Origin of the sequence: Reichenbachiella agarivorans (assembly GCF_025502585.1) — a bacterium.
GTDB classification, from domain to species: Bacteria; Bacteroidota; Bacteroidia; order Cytophagales; family Cyclobacteriaceae; genus Reichenbachiella; species Reichenbachiella agarivorans.
In genome coordinates this window covers 3,553,556-3,574,719 of record NZ_CP106679.1, presented here as the reverse complement: position 1 = coordinate 3,574,719, position 21,164 = coordinate 3,553,556, and the positions used below count along the sequence as shown (strand labels likewise).

General features: G+C 41.9%; 17 protein-coding genes. 11 read left to right on the top strand and 6 right to left on the bottom strand.

What is annotated here, in order from left to right:
* Positions 1 to 46: 46 nt before the first annotated feature.
* Both N6H18_RS15060 and ilvC read left to right on the top strand, forming a co-directional pair.
* Positions 47 to 931: an AraC family transcriptional regulator gene (locus N6H18_RS15060; protein WP_262309106.1), complete on the top strand. Its 885-nt coding sequence runs from the start codon at positions 47 to 49 to the stop codon at positions 929 to 931.
* An 87-nt stretch (positions 932 to 1,018) separates the two neighbouring features.
* Positions 1,019 to 2,500 (top strand): ketol-acid reductoisomerase, encoded by a 1,482-nt coding sequence (gene ilvC / locus N6H18_RS15055; RefSeq protein ID WP_262309105.1) that lies wholly within the window; start codon positions 1,019 to 1,021, stop codon positions 2,498 to 2,500.
* A 36-nt stretch (positions 2,501 to 2,536) separates the two neighbouring features.
* Here the strand turns inward: ilvC and N6H18_RS15050 are convergent, their stop codons facing one another.
* On the bottom strand, positions 2,537 to 3,607 hold the full coding sequence (locus tag N6H18_RS15050; RefSeq protein WP_262309104.1) for a patatin-like phospholipase family protein: 1,071 nt from the start codon (positions 3,605 to 3,607) through the stop codon (positions 2,537 to 2,539).
* A gap of 122 nt (positions 3,608 to 3,729) precedes the next feature.
* Positions 3,730 to 5,328, bottom strand: a complete 1,599-nt coding sequence (locus N6H18_RS15045; RefSeq protein WP_262309103.1) for a phytoene desaturase family protein — start codon at positions 5,326 to 5,328, stop codon at positions 3,730 to 3,732.
* Positions 5,329 to 5,690: 362 nt separating this feature from the next.
* Between N6H18_RS15045 and N6H18_RS15040 the strand changes: the two genes are divergently transcribed.
* Positions 5,691 to 7,223: a peptide MFS transporter gene (locus N6H18_RS15040; protein ID WP_262309102.1), complete on the top strand. Its 1,533-nt coding sequence runs from the start codon at positions 5,691 to 5,693 to the stop codon at positions 7,221 to 7,223.
* 56 nt (positions 7,224 to 7,279) lie between these two features.
* Complete coding sequence (locus N6H18_RS15035; RefSeq protein ID WP_262309101.1) at positions 7,280 to 8,476, top strand: lipase family protein; 1,197 nt, start codon at positions 7,280 to 7,282, stop codon at positions 8,474 to 8,476.
* 42 nt (positions 8,477 to 8,518) lie between these two features.
* On the opposite strand, the gene hrpB is transcribed toward N6H18_RS15035, so the two are convergent.
* Entirely contained in the window at positions 8,519 to 11,002 is a 2,484-nt protein-coding gene (gene hrpB, locus N6H18_RS15030; protein WP_262309100.1) for an ATP-dependent helicase HrpB, read from the bottom strand.
* Between the two features lie 119 nt (positions 11,003 to 11,121).
* Positions 11,122 to 11,625 carry an FKBP-type peptidyl-prolyl cis-trans isomerase gene (locus N6H18_RS15025; RefSeq protein ID WP_262309099.1) on the bottom strand — a complete coding sequence of 168 codons (504 nt, stop codon included), beginning with the start codon at positions 11,623 to 11,625 and terminating at the stop codon, positions 11,122 to 11,124.
* A gap of 147 nt (positions 11,626 to 11,772) precedes the next feature.
* On the opposite strand from N6H18_RS15025, the gene N6H18_RS15020 reads away from it, so the two are divergent.
* The 3 genes from N6H18_RS15020 to N6H18_RS15010 all read left to right on the top strand — a co-directional run bounded on the left by N6H18_RS15020 (position 11,773) and on the right by N6H18_RS15010 (position 14,771).
* Positions 11,773 to 11,982: a hypothetical protein gene (locus N6H18_RS15020; protein ID WP_262309098.1), complete on the top strand. Its 210-nt coding sequence runs from the start codon at positions 11,773 to 11,775 to the stop codon at positions 11,980 to 11,982.
* A gap of 338 nt (positions 11,983 to 12,320) precedes the next feature.
* Positions 12,321 to 12,671, top strand: coding sequence for a hypothetical protein (locus N6H18_RS15015; RefSeq protein WP_262309097.1), 351 nt, complete (start codon positions 12,321 to 12,323; stop codon positions 12,669 to 12,671).
* A gap of 807 nt (positions 12,672 to 13,478) precedes the next feature.
* Positions 13,479 to 14,771 carry a cation:proton antiporter gene (locus tag N6H18_RS15010; protein WP_262309096.1) on the top strand — a complete coding sequence of 431 codons (1,293 nt, stop codon included), beginning with the start codon at positions 13,479 to 13,481 and terminating at the stop codon, positions 14,769 to 14,771.
* A gap of 166 nt (positions 14,772 to 14,937) precedes the next feature.
* Here N6H18_RS15010 and N6H18_RS15005 read toward each other — a convergent pair whose 3' ends face one another.
* On the bottom strand, positions 14,938 to 16,257 hold the full coding sequence (locus N6H18_RS15005; RefSeq protein ID WP_262309095.1) for an ammonium transporter: 1,320 nt from the start codon (positions 16,255 to 16,257) through the stop codon (positions 14,938 to 14,940).
* A gap of 197 nt (positions 16,258 to 16,454) precedes the next feature.
* On the opposite strand from N6H18_RS15005, the gene N6H18_RS15000 reads away from it, so the two are divergent.
* From N6H18_RS15000 to N6H18_RS14985, 4 genes are all read left to right on the top strand, one after another.
* Positions 16,455 to 18,143, top strand: a complete 1,689-nt coding sequence (locus N6H18_RS15000; protein ID WP_262309094.1) for a sensor histidine kinase — start codon at positions 16,455 to 16,457, stop codon at positions 18,141 to 18,143.
* Positions 18,144 to 18,147: 4 nt separating this feature from the next.
* On the top strand, positions 18,148 to 18,777 hold the full coding sequence (locus N6H18_RS14995; RefSeq protein ID WP_262309093.1) for a response regulator: 630 nt from the start codon (positions 18,148 to 18,150) through the stop codon (positions 18,775 to 18,777).
* 137 nt (positions 18,778 to 18,914) lie between these two features.
* Positions 18,915 to 19,289 carry a hypothetical protein gene (locus N6H18_RS14990; RefSeq protein ID WP_262309092.1) on the top strand — a complete coding sequence of 125 codons (375 nt, stop codon included), beginning with the start codon at positions 18,915 to 18,917 and terminating at the stop codon, positions 19,287 to 19,289.
* Positions 19,290 to 19,589: 300 nt separating this feature from the next.
* Positions 19,590 to 19,892, top strand: coding sequence for a hypothetical protein (locus tag N6H18_RS14985; RefSeq protein ID WP_262309091.1), 303 nt, complete (start codon positions 19,590 to 19,592; stop codon positions 19,890 to 19,892).
* Positions 19,893 to 20,249: 357 nt separating this feature from the next.
* On the opposite strand, the gene N6H18_RS14980 is transcribed toward N6H18_RS14985, so the two are convergent.
* Positions 20,250 to 21,164 (bottom strand): PorP/SprF family type IX secretion system membrane protein, encoded by a 915-nt coding sequence (locus N6H18_RS14980; RefSeq protein ID WP_262309090.1) that lies wholly within the window; start codon positions 21,162 to 21,164, stop codon positions 20,250 to 20,252.

Genomic DNA, 21,164 nt, shown 5'->3' with positions numbered 1-21,164 from the left:
TACACAACGATAAGCGGTTGTAAGGATTATGCCTTACTTTTGTGACATGTCTGAGCAGAGAGGTATTCCTATTTATAGTCTGGATAAGTTCAAGCCCGTAGCGGGTTCGACTTTGCCCTTTCAGGTAGAGGTGTTTGATGCCAATCGACACTTTGAGGTGCAGTATCCGCATCGTCACGATTTTTTCGAAGTGCTGTTTTTGACACAAGGATCGGGGATCCATGTGATCGATAGCAACGAGTACGAGATCAAGCCTCCCTGTGTGTTTTTCCTCAGTCCGGGTCAGACCCACAAGTTGGAGCTGTCCAGGGATATCGCTGGGTTCATCTTCTTATTTACGGCAGAGTTCTACCTCTTGGATCGTAGCAACAAGAACAAGTTGCTGGAGTTTCCTTTCTTTTTCAATCTCAAACAAGAAAATCCACCTCTTAGACTGACCAGGCCAAGTGATACAGCTTTTTTGGAGGGGTTGTTTCGCCAAGGATCCGTGGTGATGAAAGAGGAGAGGAGTCAGGAGTTTGCCAACTCACTGCTCGACCTGATCCTCAATACCTGTGAGCGTTTGTATCCCAAAGACCAGCGCGCCATAGAGAAAGGAAAGGGACATCTGATGGTGAAGCGCTTCAGAGAATTGATCGAGGAAAAATACCTATCCAATCTCAGCATCAAAGCGTATGCCGAGTTGCTTTGCGTGACAGAAAATCACTTGACGCACACCGTAAAGGAACTGACCGGAAAAACTTCCAAAGAATTGATTATTGACAAGCAAGTGCTTGAAATTAAGCGTCTTTTGAAACATAGTGATCTATCGGTGACGGAGATTTCTATGCAGCTTCGCTTTGCGGATCAATCCTATTTTAGTAAGTTTTTTAAGAAACACACAGGATTGACCCCCAATGCCTACCGCGAACAATCGTTGAAAAGTACCTAAACTTTTCTCATTATCACCATAAGGATACAGATGAGAATGTTCACTTTTGTATTCATAAAATTGTGATTAGACAAAAACATTAAATAAATGGGAAATTATTTCAATACACTACCACTGAGAGAGCAACTCAACCAGTTGGGCGTATGTGAGTTCATGGATGGGTCAGAGTTCAACGATGGCGTTGAGGCTTTGAAAGGAAAGAAAATAGTAATCGTAGGTGCTGGAGCACAAGGTTTGAACCAAGGTTTGAACATGAGAGATTCAGGATTGGATATCTCTTATGCCTTGCGTCAAGCGGCGATCGATGAGAAGAGAGCTTCATATGTCAATACTTCAGAAGCTGGTTTTACAGTAGGTACTTATGAGCAATTGATCCCAACTGCCGACTTGGTGATCAATTTGACTCCAGACAAGCAACACACGGCAGTGGTTAACGCTGTGATGCCGTTGATGAAGCAAGGATCTACCTTGTCTTATTCTCACGGTTTCAACATTGTAGAAGAAGGAACACAAATCAGAAAAGATATCACTGTGATCATGGTGGCACCTAAGTCTCCAGGATCAGAAGTAAGACATGAGTACCAAAGAGGATTTGGCGTGCCAACGTTGATCGCGGTACACCCAGAAAACGATCCAGAAGGCAAAGGTTGGGCATATGCCAAAGCGTATGCAGCTGCTACTGGCGGACACAGAGCGGGTTGTTTGAAATCATCTTTCGTCGCAGAAGTAAAGTCTGATTTAATGGGTGAGCAAACGATTCTTTGTGGATTGTTACAAACTGGATCTATCCTTTGTTTCGACAAAATGGTTCAGAAGGGCATTGATGAGGGCTGGGCTGCCAAATTCATCCAGTATGGATGGGAGGTGATCACCGAATCATTGAAGCATGGAGGTGTATCTGGCATGGTGGACAGGTTGTCTAACCCAGCTAAGATCAAGTGTTTTGAAATCTCTGAGGAGTTGAAAACGATCATGAGACCCTTGTTTCAAAAGCACCAAGATGATATCATGTCAGGTGAATTCTCATCTACGATGATGAAGGATTGGGCTGAGGATGACAAAAACTTGTTGAACTGGAGAGCTTTGACTGGTGAGACCAACTTCGAAAAAACTGCTGCTGCTGATGTAGATATCTCAGAGCAGGAGTTCTATGACAAAGGTCTATTGATGGTAGCCATGGTCAGAGCTGGTGTAGAGTTAGCTTACGAAACGATGACTGAGGCTGGTATCAAAGGTGAGTCTGCATACTACGAGTCATTGCACGAGACACCGTTGATTGCCAACACAATCGCTAGAAAGAAATTGTTCGAGATGAACAGAGTGATCTCTGATACGGCAGAGTACGGATGTTATTTGTTTGATCACGCATGTAAGCCATTGTTGGGAGACTTCATGAAGTCTGTAGAGACAGACATCATCGGATTGAACTACAACGATACGGTTGACGGTCAGGTAGACAATGTGACTTTGATTCAAATCAACGAAAAATTGAGAGCACACGATATCGAAAAAGTCGGTGCTAGATTGAGAAAAGCGATGACTTCTATGAAGCAAATCGCTTTAGGATAAGATTCCTGATTAGTTAAAATTAGAAAGCTCATGCCATCAGGCGTGAGCTTTTTCTGTTTCTAGTTCGGCTACCAAACTTCGAATCATTTGATCCAATTCAGCTTTTTTGATTGCTAAGGTTGCCTCTGCGGCATCTTGCAAGTCAGAGATATTCATGGGACTGGCGTCCCCCATATCTGAGGAGTAGGTTTTGCGCAACTGATAGGGGACATCTACCCGGAGATACTGTCTTCTTTTGGGTTCTCCTAGCGTGTTGAAGATACTCTGTATCTGGTAGGCTACCGTATCCGCACTGCCATCCATCATGATATCTGGTATGTGCTCTGCCCATTTGAGCAGTCCCCAGCTTTTGCTTGCATTTACACCTTTGATCTGCAAGTTGCCTCCACCTGTTCCGAGAGAGAGGATAATCATATTGGTCGCAGAGGGTTCTTGGATAGGGCCTTCTTTGGTGTCACGTGCCTCAGCATAGGCACACATGGTAGGGTTGTTGGCAAACACGCCTCCATCCAAATTGATCATGTCATGGGCAGGGTCAGCCAGGTTCTTGATCCTAGCAGGAGGGAAGTAAGTAGGAGCGGCTGACGTGGATCTAGCGACATCCCGCACATAAAACTCTCTTTTTTTGCTCAGTGGTTCTCTGCTGGAGAAGAAAAAAGTGCTTTCGGATTTGAGATCATAGGTCGTGATCAATGCTGGTTTGAGCAACTCACTGAATTTGAGGTCACCGAATTTTTCCTTGGCTATTTTTTCTAGGTAATGAGGGCTGTATTGTGTAGCATTGAAGAGGGTTTTCCAATTGTACCAGCGGATCTTGGACTTGTTGAAGATGTCATAGCCATTTTTGACATACAAGTCGAGTGCTTCTTGAGCTGTATATTTGGCATTGGGCTGACCTTCTCCAGCCATGTAGTTGGGAGTGAGGTAGAGACAAGTAAGTATCCCTCCTGTACTGGTACCAGCTATGAAATCAAACAAATCAGCAATTCGGAGGTTGGGGTTTTGAGTTAATTCTTGGGCCTTTTCTTCCACATATTGAATAATGGTAGCGGGGATGATGCCTCGGATGCCACCTCCATCGAGACACAGTATTTTGGCTTTTTTCATAGGTAATAATTGACTCGGTCAGCTTGAAATCAGTATTAGTTTTTCAGAATTGCTGTAGCAATAAAGTTATGAAAGAATCAAATATTTAAAGCAATTGAATAAAGACAAATTATAAGTACAACTCAAACAACAGGTTTGTTCATGTCTCTAAAAACCTTCCAAATACCAAATTTGAGTATCGTGATGGCGCATAGCATGCCAGACATCATGGCACCTGCCACTCCTACAATGGTGATGTCTTGACCTACCAGTCTCAGACCTTTGATTCTGGTTTTAGGTTTGAGGAAAGGTAAATTGAAGCGATTGGGCGTATGTGCCAGACCATAAATCTCACCATGTTGGTAATTGGAAAAGTGCTTGGTGCTCAACGGAGTGGATACTTCTGTGTAGATCACATGACCTTCGGCCTGTGGAAGAAGTTTGTACAGTTTTTTGAGCATGGCTTCTTGAAAGGTTGTTTTAATTTGTTGGTACGCTTCCTCACGGTTAAGCCAAGGTTGATTTTCATATTCCGTGAACCATTCATAGCGACCCACCGAGATAGCCTGAATAGTGGAGCTTACTGGATGATCTGTAGCCCATTCTGGATCCTTTGCAGAAGGGAAGGAGATGTATGCAAACTTTTCGGGGGCATTGGACGGTGTGATTTGGCTGAGGTCGTTGGCGTAGATTTCTGTAGCATAGTTCCAGATGTTGTACTTAGGGAGATTGAGTTCCTTGTCTGTTTTGTCCAGCCCTATGTACAGACACATGTGAGCACTTGATGCTTTGACTTTCTTCAAATCAAAATGACAATAGATAGACTGTTCTTTGGTCAGTAGGTGATTGAAGGTATTGTCTACACCTATGTTGCTGATCACACTTTTGCAAGCAATGAATTGATCACTTATTTGAATGCCCTGTACGCTGTTATTTTTGACAACTATCGAGGTGACATCTGCTGAGATGTAGGTTTTTCCTCCTAGTTTGGCAAAGGTTCTTAAAGTGTTTTTACCAATTTGAGGACTGCCTCCGTGCGGGTAGTATCCGCCTTCCATGAAGTGTCCGACCACCATGGCATGTGCAGCAAAACTACTTTCTGCTGGTGGCAGGCCGTAGTTGCCACATTGTCCACAGAGGACTGCAATCAGACGTCGGTTGGCGGTCAAGGTCATCAGGACTTCGAGTGTGGTCTTTTTGCTGAATTGGTGATACATGGATCGAATCACTCTGCCTATGGTATGACTGAGGAAAGGTTCAAATGATTTTTCCATAAAGAAGGCGCCACCTCTGCGATTGGCAGAATCCACCAGCGAAAGATATTGGTCAATCGCTTGGGTGTCATTTGGGAAATAATCCTTCATTTTCTTGCGGTAGTTTTCCTTTCCAGCTGGGATTTCATAAGTATCCTCTCCGATATGGATGACGTCATATATGTCTCCCATGGATTCCCATTCCAATTGATGACCAGTCAGAAAGTCCATGATTTTTCGGATACCGCTGGATTTATCCATGTTGCCCATATAGTGCACACCTACATCCCATTGGAGGCCGTCTTTTCGCTTGAATGCATGTGTAAAACCGCCCGGTACATAGTGTCGCTCGAAAATGGCAACTTTTTTTCCAGCTTTGGCCAAAAAAGTTGCCAATGTCATGCCTCCCATACCTGAACCAATGATGATGTGATCATAGGATTCATCTGGAGTCTTGGTTGGAAATTTTGAGTAGTTCTTTTGGGGCATATGTATGTGTCTATCTGTTTTTCAATCAATGTGATTGATTTTTTAGATATCACAACAAGATAGATCGAACTACGCTGAATTTCTAAGCATTTGCTCTAATTAGTCAAAATGTGACACATGAGTCTAGAATAAAGTGAATCGACATTTGATACATGGGTCTGTTGTGTTTGATTATGTCATTGGTGTAAATGCCACAGTTGTGTACCATTGACCAGTGGGGTAAATATCACAGGAAGGACACCTAAACACATGGAGAGAATTGAATTTCAGGATAGTGTATGCTATTATTAACTATATAAATGGTAAGCTTCAATCTGGTAGGTTTATATATATTAGCGAATCCAAATGATGAAGAGTTGATTATGAATGAAGTAAGAGAGATGGAAACACCTCAGTTTTTAGGACATCCCAAAGGACTTTTTTATCTGTTTTTTGCAGAGTTATGGGAGCGATTTAGTTTCTATGGCATGCGGGCATTGTTGATGGTGTATATGACTGAGGAGGTTTATCGCTCTTTGGTAGATAGAGATACCATCGCCGCAACTATCTATGCTGCCTATGGAGCATTGGTTTATGCTACACCAGTTTTGGGAGGGATGTTGGCAGATCGATTGCTCGGCTATCGTCGTGCCATTATGTTGGGAGGTGTATTGATGGCTTTGGGTCATTTTGTATTGGCGATTGATGATCAGATTGCATTTTTTCTAGCACTTGCTTTGATTATTGTGGGTAACGGGCTTTTCAAACCTAACATTTCATCTTTTGTAGGAAGCTTATACGAGCAAGGTGATCCACGCAGAGATTCTGGATTCACCATTTTTTATATGGGTATTAACATTGGGGCATTTGTTGCTCCTCTACTATGTGGCTGGCTAGGCTTTAGCTATGGTTGGCATTATGGATTTGGAGCTGCAGGCATAGGCATGTTGGCAGGAGTAATCGTGTTTTATAGCGGCATCAAGGGTGGAATCTTTGGCGTACATGGACACGCACCTAATGAGGATCAGCTCGAAGTGAAAATTTCTGGCTTGAAAATAAAGAATTGGGTACCACTCATTGCTTTTGCTTTGGTGCCATTCATTGCGCTGATCATGTACTATGGTGAACTGTATCTGCCTATTGTAGGTAAAGTCAATTATGAAGGGCAGGTAGTAGAATATGCCTTTTATCTGATATTGATAGTAATATTAGGAGTCATTGTTCGTACGATGACGAGTGCATCCAAGGTCGAGAGACAACAGCTGTTGGTGATTGTATTGCTGACGATGTTTATGACCATGTTTTGGGGAGGGTACGAGTTGTCAGGTAGTACATTGACTCTGTTTGCGCTCCGCAATGTAGAGATGATAGGTATCAATGCGTCTCAGGCCAACTCTATTACAGGTTTGTATATCATCATGATGGCAGTTTTGTTTTCATGGATATGGGTCAAATTATCTGCTGTCAAAGCCAATCCTTATACACCCTTTAAATTTGCTTTTGGACTACTCCTATTAGGTGCTGGTTTTGCTGTCTTTGCTTGGAGTGGGAGTTTTGCCAATGATGCAGGGAAAGTCCCTATGCTTTTCTTGATGTTGGGGTATTTGATGTTTTCTACGGGTGAATTGTTCATGTCACCAGTCGGGTTGTCCAAAGTCACTGAGTTGTCTCCTAAAAAAGTAGTAGGTTTTATGATGGGGGTATGGTTTTTATCTTCAGCATTTGCTTTTAGGATCGTAGGGGCTGTGGGCAAGTTGCTGGCTGTAGGAGGATCAGCCGACGAAATAAATGCGCAGGCCTCACTGGCTGTCTATACCGAAGGTTTTGAATCTATCGCTTTTGTTGTTTTGAGTTGTGCCGCTTTAGCTTTTGTGTTAGCTCCTTTGATGAAAAAAATGATGCACGGTATTCATTGATTCTAGATTGTGAACTTGGTACGGTATTTTCTTAATACTTACATTCAAAGTAGTTTATGATGAAAAAATACCTAGTCTCTCTTTATTGTTTAATCATTCTTCAGTTTCCACTCAGTGCACAGATTCAATCTGGTTTTTCTCCGAAGGAAGCACGAGACATGATTGCCTTGAGCAACAGTTTTACGTTCTTGGATCTTTATGACGATGACAGTGATATTATTCCTGTTGGATACAAGAAAGAATTTACCTCGGGGGTGTTTGGGATGGATAACAAATACCAAGTCTATGTCAAGGGTAAAACAGGTGTGATCTGCTTTAGAGGGTCTACCGCAGATCAAAAGAGTTGGTTGGCCAATATCGAATCAGCTATGATTCCTGCACAAGGTAAAATCATCATACAAAATGATGTTTTTGAATACAAACTGGCCGAGGACACTGCAGCTGCAGTTCACTCAGGGTATGTGTTGGGACTGGCTTTTTTGCACCAATCGATTTTGATGCAGGTCAAGTACCTCAATGCCATGGGTATCTACGATATTTATCTAACAGGTCATAGCCAAGGAGGTGCGTTGGCAGCTTTGTTGCTGGCTTATTTGGAAGGCTTACCATCTGACAGGATTGCCTCTCACAATAGATTCAAAACGTACGCATTTGCCAATCCCATGATCGGAAACAAGGCTTTTGCCAAGGAATATAACCAGCGTTTTGCCAGTACCTATTTGAGTTTCAGTATTATCAATCCAGCTGATCCTGTACCTAGGTTGCCTGTCAATTATATGGAGGAGAAACTTTTTTCTAAGGAGGGCATTTCTTCACTTTTGGGTGATGAAGAAGGGTTCAGTACCGAACGTTTATTGAAAAGTGCCTTTTTCCAGACTTTTGAACAAACAGCTACCAGTTACATCCAATCAATAAGTGCATCTGCCAATGATAGGCTAATCAAAGATTTAGGTAAAGTGATTTTGCCTGCTTATGTCAATGATATCAATTATGCTGTAACAGGTAATCGTATTCAACTGAGACCTTTTGATTATCCTAAACTTCTAAAAGACTGGGCTGTCGTAAATTATGATTCTTTGGCTAATGTAGTTGCTAAAGATGAAAACGGCTACTTTTTGGATAATAGCTTGTACAAGAAGCCACCCATGTTCTTTCAGCACAAGCCACATAATTATTATGTAGGAGTCCTGAAAGCCTATTTTCCAACTGAATATGATGCGCTGCCTGAGAAGTGTCTACCTGAAAATTTGTAGTTTGACAAGCTACAATGCACTGGCCTTAGAAACCAATAAAGCCTACTTCCTCTTCTTTACTCCACTAATGGCTTGTTCATTCCAAGGGTCTTCAGGCCATATGTGCTTGGGATAGCGACCTTTCAGATCTTTCTTTACCTCGAAATAAGCATTGTTCCAGAAGCTGTTCAAGTCACCCGTGATCTGAACAGGCTTGAATCCTGGTGACAGCAAGTGCATTAAAACGGCATTTTTGCCTTCATTTATTTTTGGCGTTTCAGCCAGTCCAAAGACTTCTTGTAACCTGACTGCCAAGATGGGTGCAGAACCATCACTGCGGTAGTCTAGTTGAATTTTAGATCCGCTCGGCACATCAATTTTTTCTGGGGCTAGTTTGTCCAACTGACTTTGCAATTCAAAATTCAAAGAGTGTTGTAAAACTGTCTTTAGATTGATTTTTTTTAACTCTTCTGGTCTTTTGATGCCATCAAGATAGGGAGCGAGCCACTCGCTATTGGTAGCTAGTAGGGTGGGAGTGCTCACGTCAGGCCAACTTTGAGCGGGATTCCACTTGCGTAAACTGAGTACACGGTTTTGCCATTTTTTTACTTCATTATCAAAATTGAGCAGGCGTTCACCTTCCTTCTTTAGAGCATGACAAATGGCTTCTACCAAGCGCGACTCATCAGGATCAGGCAAGGGAGTAGAACGCAGCGTGATGCTCCCAATTCGCATATCCAATGATGCAATCAAGCCTCCCTGACGCGTATCCCATGTGATAATTTCCTTCTCCTTGACCAAGGGCATGAGATCACGCGGATTGAGCGGTGAAGCCATGAATATCTTGCCCAATCCATCTCTGGCGTCCATGTGAGCAATGGCCAGCCAGGGTTCGTTGGCTAGATCATCTCTGTGTCCCAGCATGGCATATTTGCCATTGGATAGTTGAAACTGTGCATTGTTGCCAGGTCTGGCAAATGCGATGCGTTCTGGATAAGCATAGGACAAGAGAATGCCTGTCTCGTAAGGGTCAAAACTGCCGTCATCTGCTGCTTCCCCAAACAACTGTCGGTATTGATTGGCAATTTTTTCTATCCGCGCAAAGTTCTTGCTTAGACGGTTTTCACCCCTCAGTCTCCGGAGTACAATGATTCTTTCATTGATGTCGGTTCCAGCTTCTCTACCCAATGGATCACGTTCGTCCAATAAGGCAGCAATGTCACAGGCCAGCGGAACCAAATCTTGCTCCTGCGCCATCAATAGCATGTGTGCAATACGTGGATGACAAGGCAGCTGATGTAGCTTTTGGCCGTGTTCTGTGATTTTGTTATTCTCCAGAGCTTCGAGTTGATGCAGTAGATCTTGTGCTTGGTGAATGGCTGCCTGAGGTGGGGGAGTGAGCCAAGTCATTTCTTGTACGTTGCTGATACCCCATTGTGCCATATCCAGAACTAAAGAGGCCAGATCGGCTTCCATGATTTCGGGTGTCAGATGTTTTTGTCTTCGTGATTGTGTGGCTTTTGACCATAGGCGATAGCATACCCCCGCACTGAGTCGTCCTGCTCTACCTGCCCGTTGATCTGCAGCATCTTGACTGATCTGGACGGTTTCTAGTCGTGACAATCCAGATTTGGGATCAAATTTGGAACTGCGACCAAAACCCGTGTCCACGACCACTTTGATTCCTTCTATAGTCAAGCTCGTTTCCGCCAGTGAGGTAGCCAACACGATTTTTCGTTTGCCTTGTTTGTTGGGTAGGATGGCAGCCATTTGTTTGCCTTGTGGCAAAGAACCGTACAAAGGATGGATGGCAAAGTCTCTGAGTTCCTTTCGCAGGATCTCCTCGCATTTCATGATTTCTCCCTGACCAGGAAAGAAAGCGAGGACATCTCCTTCATGTTTTTTCACAACTTTACTGATTTGACGAGCGGCTATTTCTGGCATCATCCATTCGTCTTGTTCTCCTTCGTAGTGGATGTCAACTGGATATTGTCGCCCTTTGCTTTCTACTAGGGGAGCGTTGAGCAACTGGGTGAGTTCGGTGATGTTGAGTGTGGCTGACATGATCATGATTTTGAGATCAGGTCTGAGTACAGCTTGTGCTTCTCGGCAGAGGGCCAGCGCCACATCGGCATGAATGCTGCGCTCGTGGAACTCGTCAAAGATGACCAGTGCTACGTCTTCGATGGCATTGTCGCTGTGGAGCATTCTGGTGAGTATTCCTTCGGTGACAACCTCAATTTTGGTATCAGTGCTCACGCGGTTGTCAAAACGGATTCTGTATCCCACAGTATGACCCACTTGCTCTCCCAGCAGCTGTGACATTCTCTCTGCGATGGATCGAGCGGCCAGTCGCCTCGGCTCTAGCATGATGATTTTTTTGCCTGTCAGCCATGATTCATTGAGCAAGGCGAGAGGGAGGAGCGTACTTTTACCTGCACCAGGAGGAGCGTGTACTATCAGGGTGTTCTGCGTTTGCAGATTTTCTTTGGTAGGATTGATTACCTCCGTGATGGGGAGGTCTATGCTATATGGGTCAAAGGACATGAATTGCGCTGGATATAAGGACTGCGAAATTATGAAGGGAGTCAAATTTCTTGCGAGAGGAGCAAGGTATTAGTGTTTCGACAACAGGGGAGGCCTATTGTCGAAACCTGTTGTAATTTTTAGTGGTGGTGACCACCTTCGCCATGTACATGGCCATGATCTAGTTCTTCTGCTGTGGCTGCTCTTACCGCGATTACTTTTCCAGTAAAGTGCAAATCCATGCCTGCCATGGGATGATTAAAATCCATTTTGACTGTTTCCTTACCAATTTCTAAAACCAAGCCTTGCATAGGATTGCCTTCTTGGTCATTCATTGGCAAGAAAGTCCCGACCTGTACCATGTCAGCTAGTTTACCATCTACCATGAAGATATTGATCGGCAAGTCTACGATTGCGTCTGGATTGGTTTCTCCATAACCATCTTCGCTCTTGATGCCAAATTCAAATGTTGCGCCTACTTCTTTATCGAGAAGATTTACTTCGAATTGAGGCAATACCTGATTGGCTCCAAACAAAAACACAAATGGCTCTTGATTGTCTACTTCTTGAATGATTTCACCCTCCTGATTACTTTCCTTTAATTGGTAGGTGATGGATACTACTGAGTTGTTTGAAATTTTCATCGGGCGAAGTTAGGTTCTTTCCTTTCAAATCGAAATAAAAACCAGTTTTAATGGTCTGAGGTGGAAAATAGGCATTTTGCCTATATGAAATGGCACATCCCTTGGTAGACGGTTTGCGTTACAAATTCTAACTTAAATAATAAAACCATGAATGTTTCAATCGATAGAGAAATCCAAAGAAATGCCATTCACAATGTCGTGAAATGGGTAGGTGAAATTGATCGTAGAGAAGATATTTTACCGCTAGGCAACCAAGAAGAAATGCTTGCTTTGTTAGAAAACGCCAAAGGGAAAACGCTCAATTATGAAGAGAAACGCGTAGCATTAGAAATGCTCGTCAACTCGGTCGTCAATTGATCGCTAGGCAGGCGACTAGAGCGTTTCTAACATTATCCCAAATGGAACTGCGTCTATCTTACCCTCCGTGGCAGATGGACGCAGTTTTTTTATGGCACGCAATGCTTGGGTAATTGAAGGATCGATGGGTTCAAAATTATTATCAAAAGTCGTAAAAATTCTCTTCCTCCGATATGCGCCTGATCATGAGCAAATTGAACAATCGTCCTTAGATTTATGAATAGGTTAGCAAGTATGAAATAGAGAAAAAAGTTTGGGTTTGGTAGAATAAATCTTGCTTTAGAGTTTGAATTTTCGACATTTCGATAAATCTTTCCGCCGTAGAAACAGAACGACAGATGGAAACAAATAAATTGAAAGTCACCAAAGAGTACGAGAAACTCAGTGACGATCTCAAAGAACAACTCAAATTGGTATATCCTGGAGGATACAGCCGTCACTTGATCAAATACACCAACAAAGATGGTATCAATGTCAGTGCGCTCAGATTCGAAACAGATGACAAGATCTATTTGATTAGGATGTCAATATTAGAAGCTGAACGGATCGTTGAAGAGGACGATGATTTTGACGATGATGGACAGCTCAAAGAAGAAGTAAGGGACGACTATGAAGAGAGACACTCAGATGTAGACTACCTGACAGACAATGACAACTATGATGATCCGTATGCGGATGACGTGGATTAATTATTGATCGCTAGGTTTTGAAGAAATTGCACTGACTATTTGTTGGGGTACAGGATGCCTCAGATCATGTTGGTGCAAATTATTTTTCATTTGGAATAAAAATTCAGGTTTTCTACAGATTGTATTGTTGAATTTGTTCAAGAAGACAACAGTTGAACATACCTAACACAAGGTACGGGATACTAGGTTTTTGATGAAGCAAATGATCAATAAACAGCACCGTATTTTTTTATCAATCCTCCTTATTTTCACTACTTCGGAGTTCTTTTGGTGTCAACTATTGCTAGTGGATAAAGAACCTGTCCAAATAGATCAGAATGATACTGAAGAGCATCTCGAAAGTGAAGACTCCAAAAATGAAGGGATTAGCTCTATTGTAGGAGGAAATGATAGTTTTAAGGGTACTCATCTCATACCATTTCTTCACGCTACCTATTCTGCTTTTACCAAAGAATGTCCTGCATTCTCTCTTTCAATCCGACTTTTTTTGCGCTACAGTCAACTTAAAATCTATCACTTATTTTTTGAAATTTGAATCCACAATGATTGCACGTACTTTGATTTTTTGTGTAGCACCAGGGGTCTTAAAAATACTCGTACCGAGTTTATTATACTTATATCGTGCAGGTTCGATGTGTACATTTGGTGCGTCACCGAGCCTGCTTTTCTTTCATGAAATCATTGTTTAAATAGCTTAGAGGTAGTTTTTTGAGTTCAGGTCAGTATATATACGGAGAATAATTTACCATTATTCTGACATGAAGCGTGATGGATTTAAGCTCTATCATTGTCAAAAAATGAAATGTTATGCACTTATTTGACGTAGTAGCCGTATTAATCTTTCTGTCTGGACTATTTATTTTCTTGAATACCTTTTATCTGAAGCTCCCGTCTTCTGTAGGTATGATCATCCTCACATTGTTGATGTCTTTCACCGTGTTGATGATTGCTCTTTTGTTTCCTCATCTCAATTTGGCACAACATATCAAGGAATTTGATTTCCGAGATGTATTGAATCAAGTGGTGATCAGTGTGATACTGTTTGCTGGTGGTCTCAAAATGAATATGAAACGACTAGGCAATTTGAAAGTAACGGTAATCGTACTGTCCATAGTCAGTGCACTGTTGTCTACGTTTGTCATTGGATCTCTGCTCTATTTTATCTTGAGTTTCCTACACATCGAGATGAGCTATATGTTTAGTTTGGTATTTGGAGCGGTGATCTCATCGACAGATCCCATATCAGCTACAAATATTACAGGCAAGTTTCCTCTACCCAAATCTCTAGAGATGAAAGTAGAAGGTGAATCCCTCTTCAACGGCGCATTTTCGGTAGTCTTGGCTTTTGTCCTATACCATATTATGCAAGTCTCAGAGGGACACGAAATGATCCTACTGGAGGTAGCTAGAGTCGTATCGATCGAAATACTGGGTGGTGTAGCTATTGGTATAGGTATGGGATATATCGGTTATTTGATCCTCAACTACATTGACAATGATGAAATGCATATTGAGGTTTTGATCACAATAGCGATGGTGATGGTAGGATCTTTTATCTCAGAATATTTTGCCATTTATTCAAAGCTAGTAGCATTGATTATGGGCTTGATGATTGGCAATTTGGGGAGAGTGGATCAGAAAGACGAGTCGAGCAAAGGTGTAGTCAATGCCTATGTGTACAAGTTTTGGAACCTGATGGAACAGACCATGGCAGTGCTCTTGTTTGTGTTGATGGGATTGGAAATGCTCGTGATAGAATGGCGCATGGATTATTTTGCTGTAGGATTTTTGGCGGTGAATATCGTATGGTTTGGTAGATGGTTGAGTGTCTACCTGCCAGTCAAGATGCTCTCACAAAACGTAGCATTTCATAAAAACACTGTGTCAGTGATGACCTGGAGCGCATTTAGGGGTGGTCTGCCGATTGCATTGATCTTAGCATTGGATCATTTTACTGGGAAGGAAATGATGATCACGATGACTTATGTGGTGATTGTGTGTTCTATATTATTCCAAGGATTCACTCTTCCGATGATGATGCGCGAGCGATTTTTTAATCCGAATGAGGATAAAAAAATCCTGAAAAAGTATTTCTCTTAATGGGTAATAGTTGTTTTGATACTAACTGCGATACGTCGATCTGATCGGCGAGTTAATGCGTTGAGTAGTTGAGTTAGAGGCAGTTTCGAAGGCCATGATTCTTTCACCTGGAAAGATAGTCTTTGAAAACTGTCTCCTTTTCTTTTTTCGGTCAATAGGGAAACACTCAATGAGTACCTGCCACTGTGTTTGAATCTTCGATTATATTAAAACTCTCTTCTCCGTGGTAACCCAGATCCATTCCTTGATCTTCTAGCGCACCTTCAATCCGTCCTCCTCCAGTGATGAAGGCAGTGATTTTGAATAGTATGGCTGAGCCTACTCCAGAATAAATAATTGTAGCACCGACCGCCACTAACTGAGGAATGACTTGACCAGGGTTGCCATAGAATAGACCCGCTTTGCCATTGATCTCCGGGTTGGCCAAAAATCCAGTAGCAATCGCTCCGAATATCCCAACCAAACCATGAATGCCAAACACATCGAGTGTATCATCATAGCCCAGCAGGTTTTTTAACTTGACCACACCGTAGTAGCCAATCATACCTGCTATGGTACCAATCACCAAAGCACCTGTCACATCTACATATCCTGAGGCAGGTGTGATACCTACCAATCCAGAGACCACTCCAGATGCGGATCCCAATAGCGTGGGTTTTTTGTCAGTAGATAGCCATTCAATAATGAGCCATGCCAATCCGCCAGCTGCGGCAGCTACGTTGGTCACAAGCAAGGCATTGGCAGCTATAAAATCAGCAGCAAGTTCACTGCCTCCATTGAATCCGAACCAGCCAAACCATAGCAAGGCACTCCCCAGCAGCATGAGCTTGGTAGAAGAGGGCCTGTGTTCAATCTCTTTGTGTCCCTTTCTGTTTCCTAATAAAAAAACCAAAACCAACCCAGAAATACCTGCATTGATGTGAATCACGGTACCCCCAGCAAAATCCAGTTCGCCGTGATCACTGAGGATACCACCACCCCAAACCATGTGAGCAATGGGCGCATAGATAAACATGACCCATAGGATGGAGAATATAAACCATGTAGAGTATTTGACACGCTCTATGATAGAGCCACTGACCAAAGCAACAGCAATCGCTGCAAAAGTTCCTTGAAACATGATGAATAGCACATTTGGTATACTGCCGTACAGGTCATCAATTTTAATCCCATGGAGCATGAAGTAATCTAGCCCACCGATAAAACCGTTTCCCTCACTAAAAGCCAAACTGTATCCGATTACAACCCAAACAATTGTAGCTGTACAGAAAGCTGTATAACTCATTCCTATTGTGTTCAGAACACTTTTTCTACGAGTCAGACCCCCATAAAAAAGTGTCAGGCCAGCTGGAGTCATGAGCATAACCAAGGCAGTTGAGATCAACATCCAAGCTGTGTCACCAGTATCCAATGTAGGTGTCTGTGCTTGGGAAAGTAGTGGAAGAGTCAGTGCCGCACTGACCAAGAGTAGAAATTTTCGATTCATTTTCTAATATTTGATTGTTACAATCGGTTAAACCAACCACAAGGATAAGTAATTTTACGTATCGCAGAAAATAACCTGATTTGAAACATAGTTTTAGGTGTCAGCTATAATTCTACTTGGTATGAATTATTATTGGCAATAATTTGAAACCCAATTTGATTGATTGGGATCAATTTCAAAAACACCAATCTTTTGATATGAAAAGCGTCAGTATTCGGTTGTGGACCACATTGATGATCAATATGTTGATCTTGCTTACCGTGTCTGCACTTTCGGTATTTTTTTACCAGCAGTTTCAGCAGGCACTCAATGACCGTGTGCTCTTGCATTTGGCTTCTATCAAGAATTTGAAATGTGTTCAGATTGAGCATTATTTAGAAACTGAGTGGCAGGCCTTCCTTTCGAGGAGAGAAACTGAGGTTGAAGATGAATTTTATACCACTGATCCTGAAAAGTATCTCTGTGAAGAGTTCAGTTTTGGTCAGCGAGACATTCTTTCGGGAATCTATGATGTGAGTAAGTGTGACGAGCAAGGAGAGATTGTATTGGCATTTATCCAGACGCTAATCGGAGGAGAATACAGAGTGGAGGTGAAACGAATGCCTAGGATTCAGGAGATTTTGCTAGAACGCACAGGGATGGGAAATAGCGGAGAGACTTATTTGGTAGGTGGGGACTCTTCTTTGAGGTCGGTTTCACGCTTTTTTCCTGGCCAAACTCCCTCTAGTATTTTTGCTCATACCCGAGGGGTGGATAGTTCTTTGGCAGGTCAAGATAGTACTGGAGTGTTCAAAGATTACAGGGGAGTAGAGGTGTTCAGTGCATACCAGCGGATTGAAATTGCCAATCTCAACTGGGGCATTCTGTCCGAGATGGATGTAGAGGAAGTAAACAAACCCCTGAGTGAATTGAGGATCAAATTGCTGATGATTACCGTACTGGTTTTGATCATGTCGGTAGCCTTGTCCTTTTTTCTCACGGATATATTTTCCAAACCCCTGATCAAAATGAGAGACCTTCTGCACAGTATGTCACAGGGTCAGTTTGATATCAGCTTTAGCAAATTTTATCCAGCGATGGAGATCAATCAGATGTTTATCGCGCTAGATGAATTAAAGAATTCTATCAATGGTGCGATTCAGTTTTCACATGAGCTAGGTAGGATGAATCTGGAAGCCAATCACAAATTGTCTGGAGACAGTGATGTGCTGGGACAATCACTCACTCTGATGCAAAAGCGTCTAATTGACTTCAAAAAGAAAGAAGAACAGAACAGGTTGTTGTCCAAACAATCGTTGATCACAGGACAAGAAAACGAGCGAAAGCGTCTGTCCAGAGAGCTACATGATGGACTGGGACCTCTACTGACTACACTTAAACTCAGTGTACAGTCAGCAGATCTAGAGGATATTGAAAAGCAAAAGATCAAAAAGATGGTAGATGAAACCATTTCAACGATTCGCAGCATGTCCTACAACCTCATGCCCCACGCTTTGATTGATTTTGGTGTGGGCAAGGCCTTAGAAAATTTTGTGGAATTGATTAGAAAATCATCTCCTTTGAAAATTCACTATGTCAATTCGACAAGAGATGATGACTCTAAGTTGAATTCGGAGATGAATATTTGCATCTTTAGGGTGTGTCAAGAATTGATCAACAATACCTTGAAACACGCCCAAGCAAACAACATTAGATTGTCCTTGACCGAGTTTGACGACAAGATCAGTTTATATTATAGAGATGATGGGAAGGGATTCAATGTAGATGAAGCAAAATTGGGTTCGGGGCTAAGCAATATCCGCGAAAGGGTAGAAGTATTTAATGGTTACTTTACGATACATGCCGACGACCAGGGCACCGAAGTAGAAGTGGAAATACCAATATGATAGTATGAAGATTAAAATAGTATTAGTGGACGATCACCAGTTGTTTCGTGACGGAATGACCGCCTTGCTATCTAGCAATGAAGATTTTGAAGTCTTAGCTGGATTGAGCAACGGCGTGGAGTTGTTTGAGTTTTTGGAACAGGGAGATTGTCCCCATGTGTTGCTCTTGGATCTGACTATGCCAGAGATGAATGGTTTTGAAGTTTTGAAGGAACTAAAAAAGAGTTATCCAAAAATCAAGACCATCGCCCTGTCCATGCATGACGATGGCAACTATATCGTGAAGTGTGTCAGAGGCGGTGCCTATAGTTATTTGCTCAAGAATACGGATGAAGAGGAGCTGACCACAGCTATCAATGCTGTATTTAAAGGACAAAAGTATTTTAACTCCGAAATTTCAGAACGCATGATCAACATCATGGCAATGGAAGGAAATCAACCCAAAAAACTATCAGCAAAGGAGTCAGAAATCCTAGAAATGATATCCAATGGCTTGACAACCAAGGAAATTGCGGAAAAATTGTTTGTCAGTACACGTACTGTTGAGACGCACAGAGTCAACATGATGAAGAAGTTGGACGTGAAAAACACTGCTGAATTGATCAAAAAGGCAACCAAGCTAAGTATTATCTAAATCATCCGTATTTATACGGATGATTTAACTCAGGATTTATATGGAGAAATAATTACAAAATTTCTTAGAGAAAAGTGGCCATATATAGCTCGTATAATTGTGTAGAGAATAAAAAATACACACATAAATATAGAGCTATGAAAACCTTAATAATTGCCTTCGCATTGACACTAGTTGCTTCATTTAGTTTCGCACAAACAAGAACTGACCTCAAAGGTCCAGCAGCTAAAAACTACAAGCCTTGGAAAGACAAAAACCAAACTGAACAAGCCATTGCTATGAAATCTGAAGACGCTACACGCGTACAAGGACCAGCAGCCAAAAACCAGAAAGTTTGGGATAAAGAAAATCAAGCTGAGTACACTGAGGTTGCGGTTGTTTCTGGTCAGAACGATCTAAAAGGACCAGCAGCTAAGAACTACAAAGTATGGTCAGATAGCAAATCATACAACAGTGAAGGTACCATGATGACTAAAAAAGCAAAGGATTCTGGTACTGCAAATCAAAAGTAAGAAGTACGGAAAGATAGCGTGATAGGTGTTATCTGAAACTAGCACTTGGTTGGAAGGATCAAGTGCTTTTTCTGTTTTTCACTGCTGATCTTCATCAATTTGGCTGCTCAACGACATCTGACAAATTCATGCTCATAGCCCCGAAAAGCCATGTTTTTAGAGTTACTCAGTATTTATACTGATGTCATGCGTAGGGATATGGTGGTAGAAAAATTTACAAAAATTCTTAGAGAGGAATAGCCCCATATAGCTCGTATAATTGAGTAGAAAGCAAAAACGTAAAGACTTAAATATAGAGCTATGAAAACTATAATAATAACACTCGCATTGGTACTTGTTGCATCATTCAGTTTTGCACAAGGAAGAAATGGACTTAAAGGACCCGCTGCAAAAAATTATAAACCTTGGAAGGATAAGGAAAAAACTGAAACGACTATAAGCATGAAGTCTAAAGATGCTGAAAGGGTACAAGGTCCTACTGCCAAGAACCAAAAAGCTTGGGATAAGAAGAACAAAGAAGAGTACACTGAGGTGACTTTGGTGTCAAACAGAAAGAACCTGAAAGGTCCTGCAGCTAAAAACCATAAGGTTTGGGCTGATTAATTTTAGAAATAAGGAAACTCAATGGGATTGTTTTATAAACTTTCTGATTGGTTTGACGGAAACACGGAAAGATAACTTGATAGGTTGTTATCTCATACTAGCACTTGATCGAAAGACTCAAGTGCTTTTTTTTGATCCTATTGTACTCAACCAATGAAACGGACTTTGAATCAACAGAGAGGCTCATGATTTTTTCAAGATAAGTCAGGAATCTATTTTTCGATTTCCTATGTTTTCGCTAAATTTAAATACAGGATCGACACGGTTCGATCGACATGGAGGAGATTGGTTTCGTACTGACTCAGCCCAAAACCCGGCTTCACCGGGTTTTGGTTTTTATAGCGGGTCAAGTTTCATTCAGTTTTGGTTGAATGGTTTGAAATTGAGCATGAGTCCATGAGAATTGCCAATTTCTGGCTGGTTGTTGTCAATGATGGTATCATAATGATATACGAGCAGAAATTTGTCCGAAAGGTGAATACCTACCAAGAAATTGATACCTGCTATGGAGCGATATCCTACTCCAACTTCAACCTTTCTATAAAACTCAAAGACGAAATTGCCGTCAAATTGTACAGGTGCTCCTTTTACATACTTAACGAGTAGGGCAGGTTTGATAAAAACATCCTGATGGATCAGGGCTTTGTATCCCATTTGTAGATAATAGTGGTTTTGCAATTCCACATTGTTTTTACTGGTAAATACCGAACCAACTATCCTAGGAGCCGATAGACCCAGATAAAAATGTTTTTGACTCACAAATATCCCTGCACCGATAGTTGGTGTGTATTCATTGATGTTTTGAGCATATTCAGGATCATTGCTGATGCCTAGGCTAAGCAAATCTTCTTGAATATGACTCAACCCTGCTTGAATCCCAAAAGAAACAACCTTGGGGTAGAAACCCCAACTGGTATAGGAATTTCTGTTCCTTGAAAAAAGCTTGTAGGAGTATGAAGCCATGATCTCTGTGTTTTGATACACCCCAATTTTGTCATTGAGAATGCTGCCGCCTATGCCCACCCTTTTGTCTCCAAGTGGTCCGTTGATAGTGAAACTGCTGAATTGAGGAGTTCCTTCGGTTTGTGGAAGTGTGCGGGTAGCTTCCAAATTGATATCTAGCGTTTGGTGATAACCTGAGTAGGCTGGATTGACAGTCATCAAATTGTAAGTGTAGGTAGAGAGCACTGGATTTTGTTGCGCATTTGCCGAGATGACAGCACATAGACCAACTATGATTTTGATAATGCTTGCTTTGATTATTTTCTTCAT